The following is a 14,945-nucleotide window of genomic DNA, read 5'->3' on the forward strand; positions in this document are numbered from 1 at the left end:
TCGCACCAAATCGCAGACACAAAAAAACCGCTGCTTGAGCGGTTTCTTTGTTACTTCTGGAGCGGGAAACGAGACTCGAACTCGCGAGGCTCGCCGCCCGCCCCCGACCTCGGCAAGGTCGTGCTCTGCCAACTGAGCTATTCCTGCGCCTTCGCACCAAATCGCAGACACAAAAAAACCGCTGCTTGAGCGGTTTCTTCGTTACTTCTGGAGCGGGAAACGAGACTCGAACTCGCGACCCCGACCTTGGCAAGGTCGTGCTCTACCAACTGAGCTATTCCCGCAAAACTGACGCCGTAATTGGCGTCCCCTAGGGGACTCGAACCCCTGTTACCGCCGTGAAAGGGCGGTGTCCTAGGCCACTAGACGAAGGGGACACATCCGGACTTCACATCGCTAAGGCTGTTAACCTTGGCTCCTTGCTGAACATTGTTCGCTGCAAGTGGCGCGCATTTTATGCATGGTCTGGAATATCGTCAACCCCTCAACCCAATCTTTTTTCAGGTTTTTTTGCACAGCGCTGCCCATGTAACACCTCTACCATCGGCAAAGGCCGATAAAGCGAGGGCTAGACGCAAAAACATAACATCCAAGCGCAAGTCGACCAACGGCAGAAAAAAGCTTGTCGCCTCCGGCTGTGTCGGCCATGATGCTTTAGTGAGAGCTAACGAGCTGGGACTCTGCTAACGCATGCGCGCTGCGCATCAGTCAGGGAACGCTGATATCGCAGTCGCTACCAGATAGCCTGCTCTGATCAGCACAGCTCAGGATATTCAGTACAAAAGAGAGACAACTAAGTGTCCCCACTCCTTATAGGCGGTTTACTGGCAGCTGGCCTAGTCGTTTTGGTCAGCATTGGTCTCATCAGCCAGGGGCTAGAGCGCGCTCGTCTGGAGCGCGCCAGAAAATCGGCAGAAATTGCTGCGCGTATCAAAATAGGTAACAGCGTTATGGCCAACCTGCCCGGCCAGTTTTTCCCCGCTGAGCTGGGCAACCTGTTGCTCAGCATTGAAATCAAACTTCTGCAAAAGTTAGCGAGCATTAACAATAACGCGCCGGAAACCACGAAACGCCTGGAAGAATCCAAAGCACAACTTCAGCAGAATAACCCACCCAGCAACGAGCCTGTAGCACTGGATACCGAAGCCAAAGGCAAAGAAGCTCGAATACAACTGGAAAACCTCTACAAGCAACTGCAACAAGCACAGGCTGACGGTTTCATCGATAAAGCCACACTGAAAAAGTGGTCAGACCACATCCGTCAATTCCTGGTTGCAGCTACGCTCGACACCTTCAATGCCAGCGCCAAGCTAGGCATGCAGCAAGGCAAGCCACGAGTTGCCAAGTTACAATATGAACGAGCTGTAGCGTATCTCACCAAGCTAAACAACCCAGCTTTCAGTGAGCATCTGGCTCAGTACAAGGCCTTAATGCAGCGAGCCGACGCCGCCGTCGCAGCCGAAAACCAGCAAAGTACAGGCGCTCCCAGCGAGCTAAATGCTGGTCTTGAGGTTATGGAAAGTGCCGAAGAAATCTGGAAGAAGAAAGCGGTCTACGACGACTGATCTTCATTCCTCATTCGCGGCTGGCAGCCCAGCCGCGTCCTTCACCCCTGTACGGAAGACGCAATGGCCCTGACTCTCTATGGCGCGCCACTATCACCTTTTGTTCGCAAGATTCGTATTCAGCTCGCCGAGCAAAATATCGCCTACGAACTAAAACCCATCCCACCGCGCGGCCAACCTGATTGGTATTTTGACATCAGTCCGCTGGGCCGTATTCCTGCAATACAGGATGGCGATGTCAAGCTGGCAGACTCTGCGGTAATCGCACAATACCTTCACGAAAGCCGCGGTGGTCAATCGCTCTATGGCAATACCGCGGAGCAGGCGGCAAGAGTTCGCTGGCTGGAGAAGTACGCCGATTACGAGCTGGCCCCGCACAGCACATTCGCGCTGTTCTTTCAGCGAGTGGTAGCACCAAACTACGGTGAGGAGCCCGATCAGGACATGATTCAGGCGGCACTTGAACACCATCTGCCGCGCCTGCTCAACTACCTGGAAACAGAACTGGGCAACTCGCTGTATTTTCTGGGCGAGCAGTTCAGTCTGGCGGATATCGCAGTCTGCACCCAACTGATTAACATGGCACACGCGGGCGAGCTGATTGACGAGTACCGCTGGCCTGGCCTGTCATCGCTACTCAGCCGGGTGAGCTCACGGTCCAGTGTCTCGGCGCTGCTACCAGCAGAGCATCAAATGGTTGCCAAGCTAACCGGGCGCATCTAAAAATCCGCATAGCGATCCATATGGATCTCTGGATTGGTAAACGGATAAGCGCAGCGATAGCCTCGTGCACCTTGCTCGGTAACTTAACAGACAACCTTCGCCAGAAGCTCGTAGACCCAACGCCACTCAAGGGCAGCATTTCTGACTGAGGGAGTAGAAAAGAACAAACTAGCCAGCGGGTGTCATGCTGATACCTTGCTGGCGATAGTACGCTAAGCTTCTGCCATAAGACTGCACAAAGGACCGCTGCCGCCGTGATGGATATCCGCCTGACCAACCGCCTTTCATTCAAGCAGACCCGCCTGGGCGTGCTGGCAGCGTTTATTCTAGGCACTTTGCTCGGACTGGTGCAGGTTATGGTGGATTATCGTTCTGAAGACGCGGCTATAGACGAAGCTGTCCAGGCGCAAATCAACGTCAGTCTCGGGCCGGCCTCACGCATTGCCTACAACATTGATGCCGAGCTGGCACTGGAGCTGGTCAACGGCCTGCTGCAGGCCCCGCCAATCATTCGTGCCGAAATCATCGATAACAATGGTATCGCGCTAGCCAGCGTCAGTCGGCCAATGGCCTCCAGCCGCTACCGCTTTGTCAGCGACGCGCTATTCAAGCGTCGCCGGGATTACTCGCATCCACTCTACGTTGAACACACGCCCAACGAGCTGCTAGGCCACCTGGTCATTGAAGTCGATACCTTTCATCAGGGTGCCAGCTTCCTGCGCCGTGCCGGGCTGACCATGCTCTCAGGCTTCATTCTTAGCCTGGTACTCTCGCTCATTCTGATGGTGTTGTTTTACGGCATGCTTACCAAGCCGCTGGTGCGCTTGATTCAAGACCTGCTGAACATGAAAACCGAGGGCGAGCGCAGCCGCCTGCCCTGCCCCGATGGCCATGAACGCGACGAGATCGGAGCCCTGGTCGAGGTTATCAACAGACAACTGCAGAGCATCGACGTCAATATGCGGCAGAAGCTGCGCGCCGAAGAACGCCTGCGCAAATACCTGGAAGAACTGGAAAGCATCGTTGAGTCACGCACCAACGAACTGCAAGAGACCAACGCGCAGCTACGCCGCTCGAATCAGGATCTGGAGTGCTCACGCGAAGAAGCGCTGGATATGGCACGCGCGCGCTCAGCCTTTTTGGCCAACATGAGCCACGAAATACGCACACCAATCAACGGCCTGCTGGGTATGATCGGGCTAACGCTGGACAGTCCCCTGAACAACGAACAGAAACAACAACTGTCGATTGCCTACGACTCGGGCAAGGTATTGGTAGCACTGCTCAATGATATTCTCGACCTGTCCAAGTTTGAAGCTGGCAAGCTACAACTGGAACGCATCCCCTTCGATCTTGGTGCACTGCTGGAAGAAACCGCCAGCCTGCTATCACAGAATGCGGGCAAACAGGACATTGAACTCACCTGCCGGGTTGATCCGCGCCTGCCCGGCATGTTGCTGGGCGACCCTACTCGCATACGTCAAATTATCAGCAACCTTCTGTCCAACGCACTCAAGTTTACGGAGCAGGGCCATGTCGCCCTGACCCTCAATCTGGAGCACAGCGGTAGCAGCGAGCAACGCGTGCGCATCAGCGTCTCGGACACCGGTATCGGTATTGCGGACGAATCTTTGGAAGCTATTTTCTCGCCCTTTACCCAAGCTGACGCACACATCTCCCGGCGCTTTGGTGGCACAGGCCTGGGGTTGGCACTGTGCCGAAGCCTGACAGACGCTATGGGCGGCGATCTGACCGTCCAATCGACCCTGGGGCATGGCAGTACCTTCAGCGTATCCATCCCACTGGCCACCCATACCCAGCAACCGGGCTTCCCCAAACCAACACCACGCACAGTCACTATCTGGAATCAAAGCGGAAACCTGCAAGGCGCCGTGCTAGAAGAACTGCTGACAAGCTGGGGCATGACCTGCATGCTGATCGACTACCAGCCAGCCGCCACCCTACCTGCGATGACGCACGACAGTGACTTCTGGTTGCTCGACAGCCCTGCCCTGGCGCAGCGGTTGAAAGCGGTCGAACCGAACAAACCACGCCTGCTGATTTGTGGCTACAGGGCCTTGCTGACTACCAACAAGGCCTTGAAACTCGGAATTCGCCAGCAAGTCGCCTCGCCACCCTCAAGACGCCGACTGGCGCAGGCGATCGACGAGCTGTTTGGTCTGTTCAAAGACACCCAGGCGCCCAGTAAGACTGAAGTCTCAGCGGCGGGTCAGCGCTTGTTACTGGTAGAGGACAACATGGTCAACCAGATGGTTGCCAAAGGCATGCTAAGCCGCCTGGGCTACGAGGTAGATCTCGCTGAACACGGTGAAATTGCTCTGAGCATGCTGGAAAAAGCACCTTATTCGCTGGTGCTAATGGACTGCAATATGCCCGTCATGGACGGTTACGAGGCGAGCCGGCGGATACGTGCAGATCCGCGCTGGAAAGATCTGCCGATCATCGCGTTAACGGCTAATGCACTGCACGAGGACCGGCAGCGCTGCCAGGATGCAGGTATGAGCGACTATCTGGCCAAACCCTTCAAGCGAGAAGATCTACAAGCCATTCTGCAGCGCTGGCTGAGCAGCCAACGCACAGACTGACCGGCGTCGTACCAGCGTTTAAGCCAGCAATGCCTCAATATCGGCACGCAGATCTTCCGGCTTGGTAGTAGGTGCATAGCGCTTGACTACCTTACCCTGACCGTCGACCAGAAACTTGGTGAAGTTCCACTTGATACCCTTGCTGCCCAGCAAGCCAGGCGCCTGCGATTTAAGTTGCACAAACAGCGGGTGAGCCTGGTCGCCATTTACATCGACCTTCTTGAACAGCGGAAAGCTAACGCCGTAGTTCAGCTCACAAAACTCGGAAATCTGTCCTTCATCACCCGGCTCTTGCGCGCCAAACTGGTTACACGGAAAGCCCGCCACCCGCAGCCCCTTGGCCTGATAGTCCTGCCACAAGGCTTCCAGCCCCTTGTACTGAGGAGTGAAACCACATTTGCTCGCGGTATTGACCACCAGATACGCCCTACCATCCAGTTCGGCGAGACTGCTTTCACGGTTATCAATGGTGGTACAGGGGATCTGCAGTAGTTGTTCAGCCATGGGGTGGTGCTCCTTGGGAGTATTGTTGACGACGTCACAACAGCTTAGCGTATATTTGTTTGCATGCAATTTATTTGCGCGCAATTAAAGTAGGCATGGCGGCGCTCAAAGGAAGTGCACGCAACCACGGGTACTTTTCCCTGGCAAATTCAAGCACCAGTTCGTTCAGGGCTGGCGGTAACGCTGCATAATCACTCCGCCCCACCTGCTGCGGTAGGTTAAAACGGTCCTTCTCAGCCTCCATGTCTTCATGCACTCAGGTCAAAACCCACAAACACCAATACAGCTACACACTTTCTGCACTTTCCCCACCCAGAATCGCCAACACAGGCTTTCACAGGGAGCCACGCAAGACGTATGATGGTCGTATTACAATCGCTCAGGGATGACTGCCATCACCCTCCTCCCTGACGTGCACATCAGCCCTGGATCGACAAGGTAAGCACCATGCAGGTTAGCAAGTCCAACAAATTGGCCAACGTCTGCTACGACATTCGCGGCCCCGTGCTGCGTCACGCCAAGCGCCTCGAAGAAGAGGGCCACCGCATTCTCAAGCTGAACATCGGCAACCCCGCTCCCTTCGGTTTTGAAGCGCCGGAAGAGATCCTGCAGGACGTTATCCTCAATTTATCTACGGCCCAGGGTTACAGCGACTCGCGCGGTCTGTTCTCCGCCCGCAAAGCGGTCATGCATTACACCCAGACCAAGAACATTCCCAACGTCGGCATCGAAGATATCTATCTCGGCAACGGCGTATCCGAGCTCATCGTCATGGCCATGCAAGGCCTGCTGAACAACGGCGATGAAGTACTGATCCCGGCGCCGGACTACCCGCTGTGGACGGCATCAGTGAGCCTCTCCGGCGGCAAGCCGGTGCACTACCTGTGCGACGAACAGTCGGACTGGTATCCGGACATCGAAGATATTCGCAGCAAGATCACCAGTAACACCAAGGCGCTGGTCATCATCAACCCCAACAACCCTACTGGCGCCGTATATCCGCGCGAGGTGCTGGAGCAGTTGGCGCAAGTTGCTCGCGAGAACGACTTGATCCTGTTTGCCGATGAGATTTACGACAAGATCCTGTACGACGGCGTAGAGCATGAATCCGTCGCAGCCGTTGCACCTGACGTGCTCTGCCTGACCTTCAACGGTTTGTCCAAGTCCTATCGCGTCGCGGGCTTCCGCTCTGGCTGGATGATCATCAGCGGGCCCAAACAGCATGCGACCAGTTACCTCGAAGGCCTGGAAATTCTCGCCTCCATGCGCCTGTGCGCCAACGTACCGGCACAGCACGCAATCCAAACCGCACTGGGCGGCTATCAGAGCATCAATGACCTGATCCTTCCGGGCGGCCGTTTGCTGGAGCAGCGCGACACCGCTTGGGAGTTACTCAACGAAATCCCCGGCGTTAGCTGTACCAAACCCAAGGGCGCGCTCTACCTCTTCCCGCGGCTGGACCCCAAGGTCTACCCTATTCATAACGATGAAAAGATGGTGCTCGACCTGCTGCTGCAGGAGAAAATCCTGATCGTGCAAGGCACCGCATTCAACTGGCCATGGCCCGACCACTTCCGTATTGTCTCGCTGCCGCGTAAAGACGATCTGGAGATGGCCATCGGGCGCATCGCCAACTTTCTCAAGACCTACAAGCAGTAAAGGGCTAGCAACGTGGCTGATTTGCATATCGAAGACTTTCACCAGGATGTCGCCCGCATCCTGGTGGCGCTGTACAACCGCTTTCCACAGCCTACAGCCATCTTCGTCAGCGACCTTATCGGCGAGCACGAACCCGACTCCTTTGGCGTGCCCGCGCCACGCCACCTCGGCTGCTTCAGCGCCATGCTGTGGCTGGCCGATGAAGGTTTTTTGCGCTTCACCGACACCATCCGTCAGGAGGCCATTGATCAGGCCTGCCTGACCGAACGCGCCTTTGTACTGCTCTCCAAAGCAGAACCACAAGCGCGCGATCCCGAGCTTCCTGCCAGCATTGCGCGCCAACGCGCCACCCTTGCTCAGCGTCTGCGCGATGCGCTTAGCAGCGGTTCCAGCAGCCAGCTATACGACACGGTTCAGCACTGCTTCATACCGAGTTACAAATAGCTACAGCCCTCACTTCCTGCCAGTGAAACCTGACCATGACATCTTTTGTCATAGAGTCAGTATTGAAAGCCCGCCCCGCTCGCCCAATATAAGCTCAGAATAGAGCTTGAAACCGCGATGCCGGACGAGCTGATTTTTCTCTATACAGGAACGATCCAAAACATGATGCGCATTTTCCTATTTCTGGCTACCAACATTGCGGTAGTGCTGGTTGCCAGCATTACTCTGAGCCTGCTTGGCGTCGGTAATATTCACAACGGCCAGGGCGGCATGAACCTGCAGGCGCTGTTGATTTTCTGCGCCGTGATCGGTTTTGCCGGCTCCTTCATATCGCTGTTTCTATCCAAGTGGATGGCCAAACGCGGCACGGGCGCGCGCGTTATCGAGCAGCCACAAACCCAACAGGAACAATGGCTGGTCAAAACCGTAGAAGAGCTGGCTCGCAACGCCGGCATCGGTATGCCCGAAGTCGCCATATTCCCCTCACGGGCACCTAACGCCTTTGCCACTGGCTGGAATCGAAATGCCTCACTGGTCGCCGTATCAGAAGGCATGCTGCAGCGTTTCAGCCAGGCAGAAATCAAGGCCGTCATGGCGCACGAGATTGGCCACGTGGCCAATGGCGACATGATCACCCTTACCTTGATTCAGGGCGTAGTGAACACCTTCGTTATGTTCTTCGCCCGCATTATCGGTAACTTTGTTGACCGCGCCGTGTTTAGAAATGAAGGCAGTGGGCCTGGCATCGGCTACTTCGTCGCGACCATATTTGCTGAAATGGTACTGGGCATTCTCGCCAGCATTATCGTCATGTGGTTCTCGCGCCAGCGTGAGTTCCGCGCAGATGCCGCCAGCGCCCAGCTAGTCGGTGCCGGGTCGATGATTGCAGCACTCGAGCGATTGAAGGCCGAGCAAGGTATCCCGGTAGAACTGCCAGGTGAAATGACCGCCTTTGGCATCAACGGCGGCCTGAAGCACGGCCTGGCCGGTCTGCTGATGAGCCACCCGCCGCTGGATGAACGCATCGCAGCGCTCAAGGCCGGGAATTATCGTTGAGGTACTGACACGTGGAGCAGGGAGCTTAGAGGTTGAAGCGGAAAGTTAAACTCAAAGCGGACTGGGTAAAAACCAGCCCGCTTGAAACCTTAAGCCAATGCAAAACAATACAACCCTTTATTGAGCATTGCGTAAACGTCTGGACCAAACTTGAAGCAACCAGGTCCAGACGTATACCAAGATCGCAAGCGCTGTCGCCCAGCGCTATTACGCGCTATTACGCATAAACAATTCATTGAGCGTCAAAACATTACTGTCCTGCATTTCCTTAACAAACTGCAAAACAACATCTTCTACGACGCCACTAAATGCGTTAGCCAAAGTCGTTGGCGTAACACCTTGAACCGGAGCGGCCTTGTTACCTACAGTAGTGTGTATGGCATGGTCATATGTTTTAGAAACAACTTCATCACCACGCTTCAACTCAATAGTAATCTGATAGAAGTCAGTAACTGCCGTACCTGCAGCACCGAAGGTTAACCCGGTACCAAACCCCTTCATCGCCGCACCGCTAATATCAGCGATGTTGTTGCAGACGACCTTGATACTCATATCAGAAGAGCCTGGCGAAGGAACAACGACACCCGATGCTCGAAAAATCCGCTCTACATTAGCTCGAAGCTCTGAGTCAGCCGCAGAATAGTGACTGCCATTGCGTTGAAACTCGACATCAATATTCGCGTTGTACTGCTTTTCAACACGCTTTATCTCCGAGTAGCTGGTACCTGCGTACTTCGGATCCACATACGCTTTAGGCGATACACAACCACCTAAAGCCAGCACTAACAGTCCAATCGAAACCGCATATTTGCTCTTCATACGCCTCTCCATATTTTTTATTGTATTAACTTAGCGTCTTGATACGGGCCGACACGCCTAAAATCACAGCACCGCTAACGCAAAGTCAGTTTCCTTACTAAGTTTTTTGTGAAGCTTTTTTTCACGAGAATGAGAAACGCAACAATTTCCCCAAGATCGCAACATCACGTTTTACACTTAAAACACACACTCATTCTGACCACTTTTTTTGGTTAGCACCCTCCTACGTCTTCATATATACGCAGCGAACCAAAAGCGAGGCCTTCCACACCTCATCGCCAGCTAAAACTCTTCTGACTTTTTATAAAAACCGCATAAATATCTACCACTACAGCGGTTAGCGCAATCATCTTTATGCATCAACCTCTCTATGAATCTTCGCTTATAAGTATGACAAAACAGACACAGTGCCTGCCCGCTAGCCAGCGCACTTCCGCTCAGGATCCAACCTCGCACCAACGTGGCAAACTGGCTGACAAACTCACATCAAACTCCAAAAAGCCTCAACCAGTGGGTTTTTCAGGTTCTTCTTCAAGACAAACAAACCGATATCGTAAGGCTCCAGTTCAGGCGTCACCTCAAGCACACGAATACGATCGCGCAGTGGACTATTGTCGAGCACGATCTTGGGCACCACACCAATACCAAAGCCCAAGCTGACCATGCTGACAATAGCTTCATTACCGGTGACCTGAGCATAAATGCGCGGGGTGATGTCTTGCAGGCGAAACCATTCATCCACCCGGGTTCGGGACACACCGCTCTCCGAGAGAATCACCGGAATAGTCGCCCACTCTTGCGGCGTCGCCGGCGTGCTGGTGGGTACGTTCGGTACTTGCTGCTCAAGAGGCGCGATAAACAGCAAAGGCGAAATAGCGATAGGCTGGAATGCCAAGCCACGCGGCAGGCTTGCTGGCCGTGCTGCGATACTGATGTCTTCCTTGCCCCCCAGCACATGCGCGATAGCATGCTCCGGGTCGCCGGTACGCAGTTTGATTTCAATGGCCGGGTACGCATTTCGAAAGCGTCGCAACAGCTCATACAGAAAGCTGTAGCTGGCAGTAACCGAGCCATACAAACTGATCTCGCCACTTAACTGATCAGAATTGTCGGTCAGTTCATGCCGAATCAGATTCCACTGATTGCTGGTTTCGCGCGCATACTTGAGAAACTTTTGCCCTTCCCGAGTCAACACCACGGTACGATTGTCGCGACTAAACAGCGAGACACCCAGCTCGTCCTCCAGCTGGCGGATATTGCGCGACAAGGCAGATATGCTGATATGGCACTCATCGCTGGCACGGCCAAAATGCAGGGTCTCGGCCAAGGCGAGAAACTGTTTCAGGGTTTTGATATTCATACCCGTGAGCATAACGGATGATTGCAAAAAACGGGACGTCTTGTTGCAAATATATCAATTTCCGAAAAGGTAAATTTTCTATACAGTAGCGGCACTCACATGGCGCTGTACCTCAGATGTAGCGGCTGTGTCACTTTTCAGGATCGATGTACCCACCCCATCGATGTCTTCAACATATAAGCAGGGTTCTCAAAATGGCTAATTACTTCAATACCTTACCGCTGCGCGAGCAACTCGCTGAGCTGGCAAAATGCCGCTTCATGCACAACGCTGAATTTGCTGATGGCGTAGACGCGCTGAAAGGCAAAAAGCTGGTCGTCATCGGTTGCGGTGCACAAGGCCTTAACCAGGGTTTGAACCTGCGCGACAGCGGCCTGGACGTTTCCTACGCCCTGCGCCCTGAAGCCATTGCCCAGAAGCGCCAGTCCTGGAAGAACGCGACTGAAAACGGCTTTACCGTGGGTACCTACGAAGAACTGATCCCCACCGCAGACCTGGTTCTGAACCTGACACCAGACAAGCAGCATAGCGCTGTTGTGACTGCTGTTATGCCGCTGATGAAGAACGGCGCTTGCCTGTCTTACTCGCACGGTTTCAACATTGTCGAAGAAGGCATGAAAATCCGTGACGACCTGACCGTCATCATGGTTGCTCCCAAGTGCCCAGGTTCTGAAGTACGCGCTGAATACGTGCGTGGCTTCGGTGTACCTACCCTGATCGCCGTGCACGAAGACAACGATCCAAAAGGCGAAGGCCTGGCGCTGGCCAAAGCCTACGCAGTGGGTACGGGCGGTCACAAAGCCGGCGTTCTGATGTCGTCCTTCATCGCCGAAGTTAAATCCGACCTGATGGGCGAGCAAACCATCCTGTGCGGCATGCTGCAGACCGGGTCTATCCTGTGCTTCGACAAGATGGTTGAAGAAGGCATCGACGCTGGCTATGCCTCTCGCCTGATCCAGTACGGCTGGGAAACCATCACCGAAGCTCTGAAGTACGGTGGCGTGACCAACATGCTGGACCGTCTGTCCAACCCTGCCAAGATCAAAGCCTTTGATCTGGCTGAAGAGCTGAAGCAGATCATGCGTCCGTTGTACAACAAGCACCAGGACGACATCATCAGCGGTCACTTCTCCAAGACCATGATGGAAGACTGGGCCAACGACGACAAAAATCTGCTGCAATGGCGCGCCGATACCGCTGAAACCAACTTCGAGAAAACCCCAGCTGGCGATGTAGAAATCTCCGAGCAGGAATTCTTCGACAACGGCATCCTGATGGTTGCCATGGTTAAAGCCGGCGTTGAGCTGGCCTTTGAAACCATGACGGCTGCTGGCATCATCGCCGAGTCTGCTTATTACGAGTCTCTGCACGAAACGCCACTGATCGCCAACACCATCGCGCGTAAGAAGCTGTATGAGATGAACGCGACCATTTCTGACACTGCAGAATACGGTTGCTACCTGTACAACCACGCGTGCGTGCCGCTGCTGGCCGACTTCATGAAAAACATCAAGACCGACGTCATCGGCAAAGGTCTGTCACTGGAAGACAACGGCGTTGATAACGCGCGCTTGATCGAAGTAAACGCAGCGCTGCGTTCACACCCGGTAGAAGCAGTAGGTACCGTCCTGCGCGGCTACATGGCTGACATGAAGAAAATCGTTTAATCGATTAGTCAGCGTTAAGCCACAGAAGCCGGGTTTCCAACCAGAAACCCGGCTTTTTTGTCTCTGCCATTCGCAGACCCGGTAGTTTGCACAGCAAAAGGCATGCATCAATGAACGCTTCAACCCGTTTAGGCCCTATTCAATTGAAAAAAGCGACTGTCAGCTTTGACGATCGCTTCACCCTAAGCGAGATCGATTGGACCATTACGCCGGACCAACACTGGGTGATCACTGGCCCCAATGGCGCGGGCAAATCAGCCCTGGCCGCCGCGCTGGCTGGTATTGGCGAGATCACGGCTGGGAGTTCTGAAGGCCTTCCAGCACGCGCAGGCTTGGTCTCATTTGAAGCCCAGGCGGAGCTGATCGCCAGGGAACTGAAAAAAGACGATGCCGACATCATGGACGTGATTTCACTCGGCACGCCCGTCCATGAAATGATTTTCGACTACTGCCAAGACCCTGAACTCGCCCAGGCGCTGGTCGAGAAATTCGGTCTGAGCAGACTGCTCGATCGCGCGTTTCGCAAACTTTCCACCGGTGAAACCCGCAAGGTTATGCTGATCCGCGCGCTGGCTAACAAACCAGATATGCTTATTCTCGACGAGCCATTCGACGGCCTGGACGCTGAGACCCTTGCCATGCTGCAAGCACACCTCGCCTCCATCGTCGATAGCGTGCCTATGGTCATGGTGCTGAACCGCTTTGATGAAATGCCAGACTTCATCACCCATGTTGCCTACCTGGATAAAGACACCTCGGACCCAAAGAACCCGAATCAGGGTCGTTTAAAGCTCACTGTCGATAAAAGCAACGAAGCCGCCTTCAACGAGCTGTACCAATTACTGCATTTGAAAAGCACCGACCTGACCGTGCCCGAGTCGGACCCAAGTAACACCCTACCGGGCCTCGACCCAAGCCAACCTCTAGTGAAGCTTAACGCCGCCACCATCAAATACGGCGATACCGTCATTGTCGACAAACTGGATTGGACCATAGAGCCCGGCCAGCACTGGCAACTCAGCGGCCCGAACGGTAGCGGCAAAACCGGCGTTTTATCACTGATTACCGGCGATCACCCGCAGTGCTATACCAACGATATATTTGTGTTTGGCTTTCAGCGCGGCAAGGGTGAAAGCATCTGGCAGATTAAACAGTTTATCGGTTACGTCTCCACTGCCCTGCAGTGGGAATACCGCGTCAGCACCAGTTGCAAGAACGTGATCATCTCCGGCTTCCACGACAGCATCGGCCTGTATAGCAAGTCGTCCGACAACCAGAAGAAAATCGCCGACCAATGGCTGGAACTGCTCGGCATGACAGCCCGCGCCGATCAACCGTTCAACAAGCTGTCCTACGGCGACCAGCGTTTGCTACTCATCGCGCGCGCCATGGTCAAGCACCCGCCGCTGCTGATTCTGGATGAACCCTGCCTTGGCCTGGACGACATGAACCGCCAACTGGTGCTGGCCCTGATCGAAAAGATCTGCCAAGGCTCAGAAACGACCGTGTTGTACGTTAACCACCACGCAGAAGATCGGATAACGGGGATAGAGCGGTACTTGAAATTGAAAAAAAACGGTTAGGCTGTCTACTGGCGAGAAGACCCTGCAATGCGGAAAAACGCGGGCGCTGCATTGCGCTACCCGCAACCCGCTCAGTCAGCCCAGGATTGGCATAAATACTGATATGCCTCCTCGGCTGTATCGACAAAGTGAACAAGCTGAAGGTCGCCTTCGGTGATGGCGCCTTGCTCAATCAGATAGTCAAAGCTAATCAGTTTATTCCAATATTCCTTGCCTATGAGGACTACAGGCAAGGGCTGAATTTTCGTGGTTTGAATGAGAGTGAGGGTTTCAAACAACTCATCCAAGGTGCCAAACCCTCCGGGAAAAGCCGCGAGACCTCGAGCTCGTTTTAGAAAGTGCATTTTGCGCATCGCAAAATAATGAAACTGGAAACACAGGTCCTGAGTGATATAGGGGTTGGGTTGCTGCTCAAAAGGCAGCACTATATTGAACCCTATGCTCTTGCCACCCATGTCGGCAGCCCCACGATTAGCGGCCTCCATAATGCCTGGCCCACCGCCGGTGGCGACTACAAATTCATTGCCTCCCCTCAGCAGCGACAGCTCGGTGAGCTTTTGCGCAAGCGTCCTTGCCTGTTGATAATAGTGGCTGTTTTTCAGCGCATTCTCGGCCACCTTTTGGTTGCGCTGAAGCAGCTCCGCTGCCGGGTTCTGCGCCAGCATCTCAGTAGCAGTACGCAAATCGCGCTCCGCCACCTCCGGATCTCGGAAGCGCGCGCCGCCAAAGATCACTACCGTGGAAACAACCTGATTTTCTTCCAGTATGAGATCAGGCTTAAGCCACTCTAGTTGCAGCCGGACAGCGCGCAGTTCGTCGCGCAGCATAAAGTCTTCGTCAACATACGCCAGCCGATACGAAGCACTGTCCATTCGCACTTTTTTGGCATGCTCAACATCGTCAGCAGCGCTCGGAGGCCAGTTTTTCGATACGTTGTCCGGATGAATCAATATTTCTCG

The 14,945-nt window shown here is 54.3% G+C and carries 12 protein-coding genes and 3 tRNA genes; 8 read left to right on the forward strand and 7 right to left on the reverse strand.

Annotation, left to right across the window (positions count from 1 at the left end):
- Window positions 1–57: 57 nt before the first annotated feature.
- The 3 genes from H4J77_RS10455 to H4J77_RS10465 form a co-directional block, all read right to left on the reverse strand.
- Window positions 58–149, reverse strand: a tRNA-Gly gene (locus tag H4J77_RS10455).
- 59 nt (window positions 150–208) lie between these two features.
- A tRNA-Gly gene (locus tag H4J77_RS10460) sits at window positions 209–284 on the reverse strand.
- 17 nt (window positions 285–301) lie between these two features.
- Window positions 302–377, reverse strand: a tRNA-Glu gene (locus tag H4J77_RS10465).
- A 420-nt stretch (window positions 378–797) separates the two neighbouring features.
- Here H4J77_RS10465 and H4J77_RS10470 point away from each other — a divergent pair.
- The 3 genes from H4J77_RS10470 to H4J77_RS10480 all read left to right on the forward strand — a co-directional run bounded on the left by H4J77_RS10470 (window position 798) and on the right by H4J77_RS10480 (window position 4,894).
- Window positions 798–1,565 (forward strand): hypothetical protein, encoded by a 768-nt coding sequence (locus H4J77_RS10470; RefSeq protein ID WP_123889015.1) that lies wholly within the window; start codon window positions 798–800, stop codon window positions 1,563–1,565.
- A gap of 63 nt (window positions 1,566–1,628) precedes the next feature.
- Window positions 1,629–2,288 (forward strand): glutathione S-transferase family protein, encoded by a 660-nt coding sequence (locus tag H4J77_RS10475; RefSeq protein WP_123889016.1) that lies wholly within the window; start codon window positions 1,629–1,631, stop codon window positions 2,286–2,288.
- Window positions 2,289–2,545: 257 nt separating this feature from the next.
- The gene (locus H4J77_RS10480; protein ID WP_123889017.1) at window positions 2,546–4,894 is read left to right on the forward strand and encodes an ATP-binding protein; all 2,349 of its coding nucleotides are present in this window, start codon (window positions 2,546–2,548) and stop codon (window positions 4,892–4,894) included.
- An 18-nt stretch (window positions 4,895–4,912) separates the two neighbouring features.
- Here H4J77_RS10480 and H4J77_RS10485 read toward each other — a convergent pair whose 3' ends face one another.
- A complete protein-coding gene (locus H4J77_RS10485; RefSeq protein ID WP_123889018.1) occupies window positions 4,913–5,398 on the reverse strand; it encodes a glutathione peroxidase in 486 nt (161 codons plus the stop codon).
- Between the two features lie 447 nt (window positions 5,399–5,845).
- Between H4J77_RS10485 and H4J77_RS10490 the strand changes: the two genes are divergently transcribed.
- The 3 genes from H4J77_RS10490 to htpX all read left to right on the forward strand — a co-directional run bounded on the left by H4J77_RS10490 (window position 5,846) and on the right by htpX (window position 8,557).
- Window positions 5,846–7,057 (forward strand): pyridoxal phosphate-dependent aminotransferase, encoded by a 1,212-nt coding sequence (locus H4J77_RS10490; protein WP_123889019.1) that lies wholly within the window; start codon window positions 5,846–5,848, stop codon window positions 7,055–7,057.
- 12 nt (window positions 7,058–7,069) lie between these two features.
- Complete coding sequence (locus H4J77_RS10495) at window positions 7,070–7,501, forward strand: hypothetical protein (RefSeq protein ID WP_123889020.1); 432 nt, start codon at window positions 7,070–7,072, stop codon at window positions 7,499–7,501.
- Window positions 7,502–7,663: 162 nt separating this feature from the next.
- Window positions 7,664–8,557: a protease HtpX gene (gene htpX / locus H4J77_RS10500; RefSeq protein WP_123889021.1), complete on the forward strand. Its 894-nt coding sequence runs from the start codon at window positions 7,664–7,666 to the stop codon at window positions 8,555–8,557.
- A gap of 207 nt (window positions 8,558–8,764) precedes the next feature.
- On the opposite strand, the gene H4J77_RS10505 is transcribed toward htpX, so the two are convergent.
- Complete coding sequence (locus H4J77_RS10505) at window positions 8,765–9,376, reverse strand: hypothetical protein (protein WP_123889022.1); 612 nt, start codon at window positions 9,374–9,376, stop codon at window positions 8,765–8,767.
- A 481-nt stretch (window positions 9,377–9,857) separates the two neighbouring features.
- Window positions 9,858–10,736, reverse strand: coding sequence for an HTH-type transcriptional activator IlvY (ilvY, locus tag H4J77_RS10510; protein WP_123889023.1), 879 nt, complete (start codon window positions 10,734–10,736; stop codon window positions 9,858–9,860).
- 194 nt (window positions 10,737–10,930) lie between these two features.
- Between ilvY and ilvC the strand changes: the two genes are divergently transcribed.
- The gene (gene ilvC, locus H4J77_RS10515) at window positions 10,931–12,403 is read left to right on the forward strand and encodes a ketol-acid reductoisomerase (RefSeq protein WP_123889024.1); all 1,473 of its coding nucleotides are present in this window, start codon (window positions 10,931–10,933) and stop codon (window positions 12,401–12,403) included.
- Window positions 12,404–12,513: 110 nt separating this feature from the next.
- Window positions 12,514–13,986 (forward strand): molybdate ABC transporter ATP-binding protein ModF, encoded by a 1,473-nt coding sequence (modF, locus tag H4J77_RS10520; protein WP_123889025.1) that lies wholly within the window; start codon window positions 12,514–12,516, stop codon window positions 13,984–13,986.
- A gap of 71 nt (window positions 13,987–14,057) precedes the next feature.
- Here modF and H4J77_RS10525 read toward each other — a convergent pair whose 3' ends face one another.
- Window positions 14,058–14,936 (reverse strand): TIGR00730 family Rossman fold protein, encoded by an 879-nt coding sequence (locus H4J77_RS10525; RefSeq protein WP_218565735.1) that lies wholly within the window; start codon window positions 14,934–14,936, stop codon window positions 14,058–14,060.
- Between the last annotated feature and the right edge of the window lie 9 nt (window positions 14,937–14,945).

Origin of the sequence: Pseudomonas sp. 5Ae-yellow (assembly GCF_014077575.1) — a bacterium.
Classification (GTDB): Bacteria; Pseudomonadota; Gammaproteobacteria; order Pseudomonadales; family Pseudomonadaceae; genus Halopseudomonas; species Halopseudomonas neustonica.

Excerpts from the sequence above, each read along its gene's own strand:
- H4J77_RS10475 (WP_123889016.1), top strand. The coding sequence starts at position 1,629 with ATGGCCCTGACTCTCTATGGCGCGCCACTATCACCTTTTGTTCGCAAG.
- H4J77_RS10480 (WP_123889017.1), top strand. The coding sequence starts at position 2,546 with ATGGATATCCGCCTGACCAACCGCCTTTCATTCAAGCAGACCCGCCTG.
- H4J77_RS10485 (WP_123889018.1), bottom strand. The coding sequence starts at position 5,398 with ATGGCTGAACAACTACTGCAGATCCCCTGTACCACCATTGATAACCGT.
- H4J77_RS10490 (WP_123889019.1), top strand. The coding sequence starts at position 5,846 with ATGCAGGTTAGCAAGTCCAACAAATTGGCCAACGTCTGCTACGACATT.
- htpX (WP_123889021.1), top strand. The coding sequence starts at position 7,664 with ATGATGCGCATTTTCCTATTTCTGGCTACCAACATTGCGGTAGTGCTG.
- H4J77_RS10505 (WP_123889022.1), bottom strand. The coding sequence starts at position 9,376 with ATGAAGAGCAAATATGCGGTTTCGATTGGACTGTTAGTGCTGGCTTTA.
- ilvY (WP_123889023.1), bottom strand. The coding sequence starts at position 10,736 with ATGAATATCAAAACCCTGAAACAGTTTCTCGCCTTGGCCGAGACCCTG.
- ilvC (WP_123889024.1), top strand. The coding sequence starts at position 10,931 with ATGGCTAATTACTTCAATACCTTACCGCTGCGCGAGCAACTCGCTGAG.
- modF (WP_123889025.1), top strand. The coding sequence starts at position 12,514 with ATGAACGCTTCAACCCGTTTAGGCCCTATTCAATTGAAAAAAGCGACT.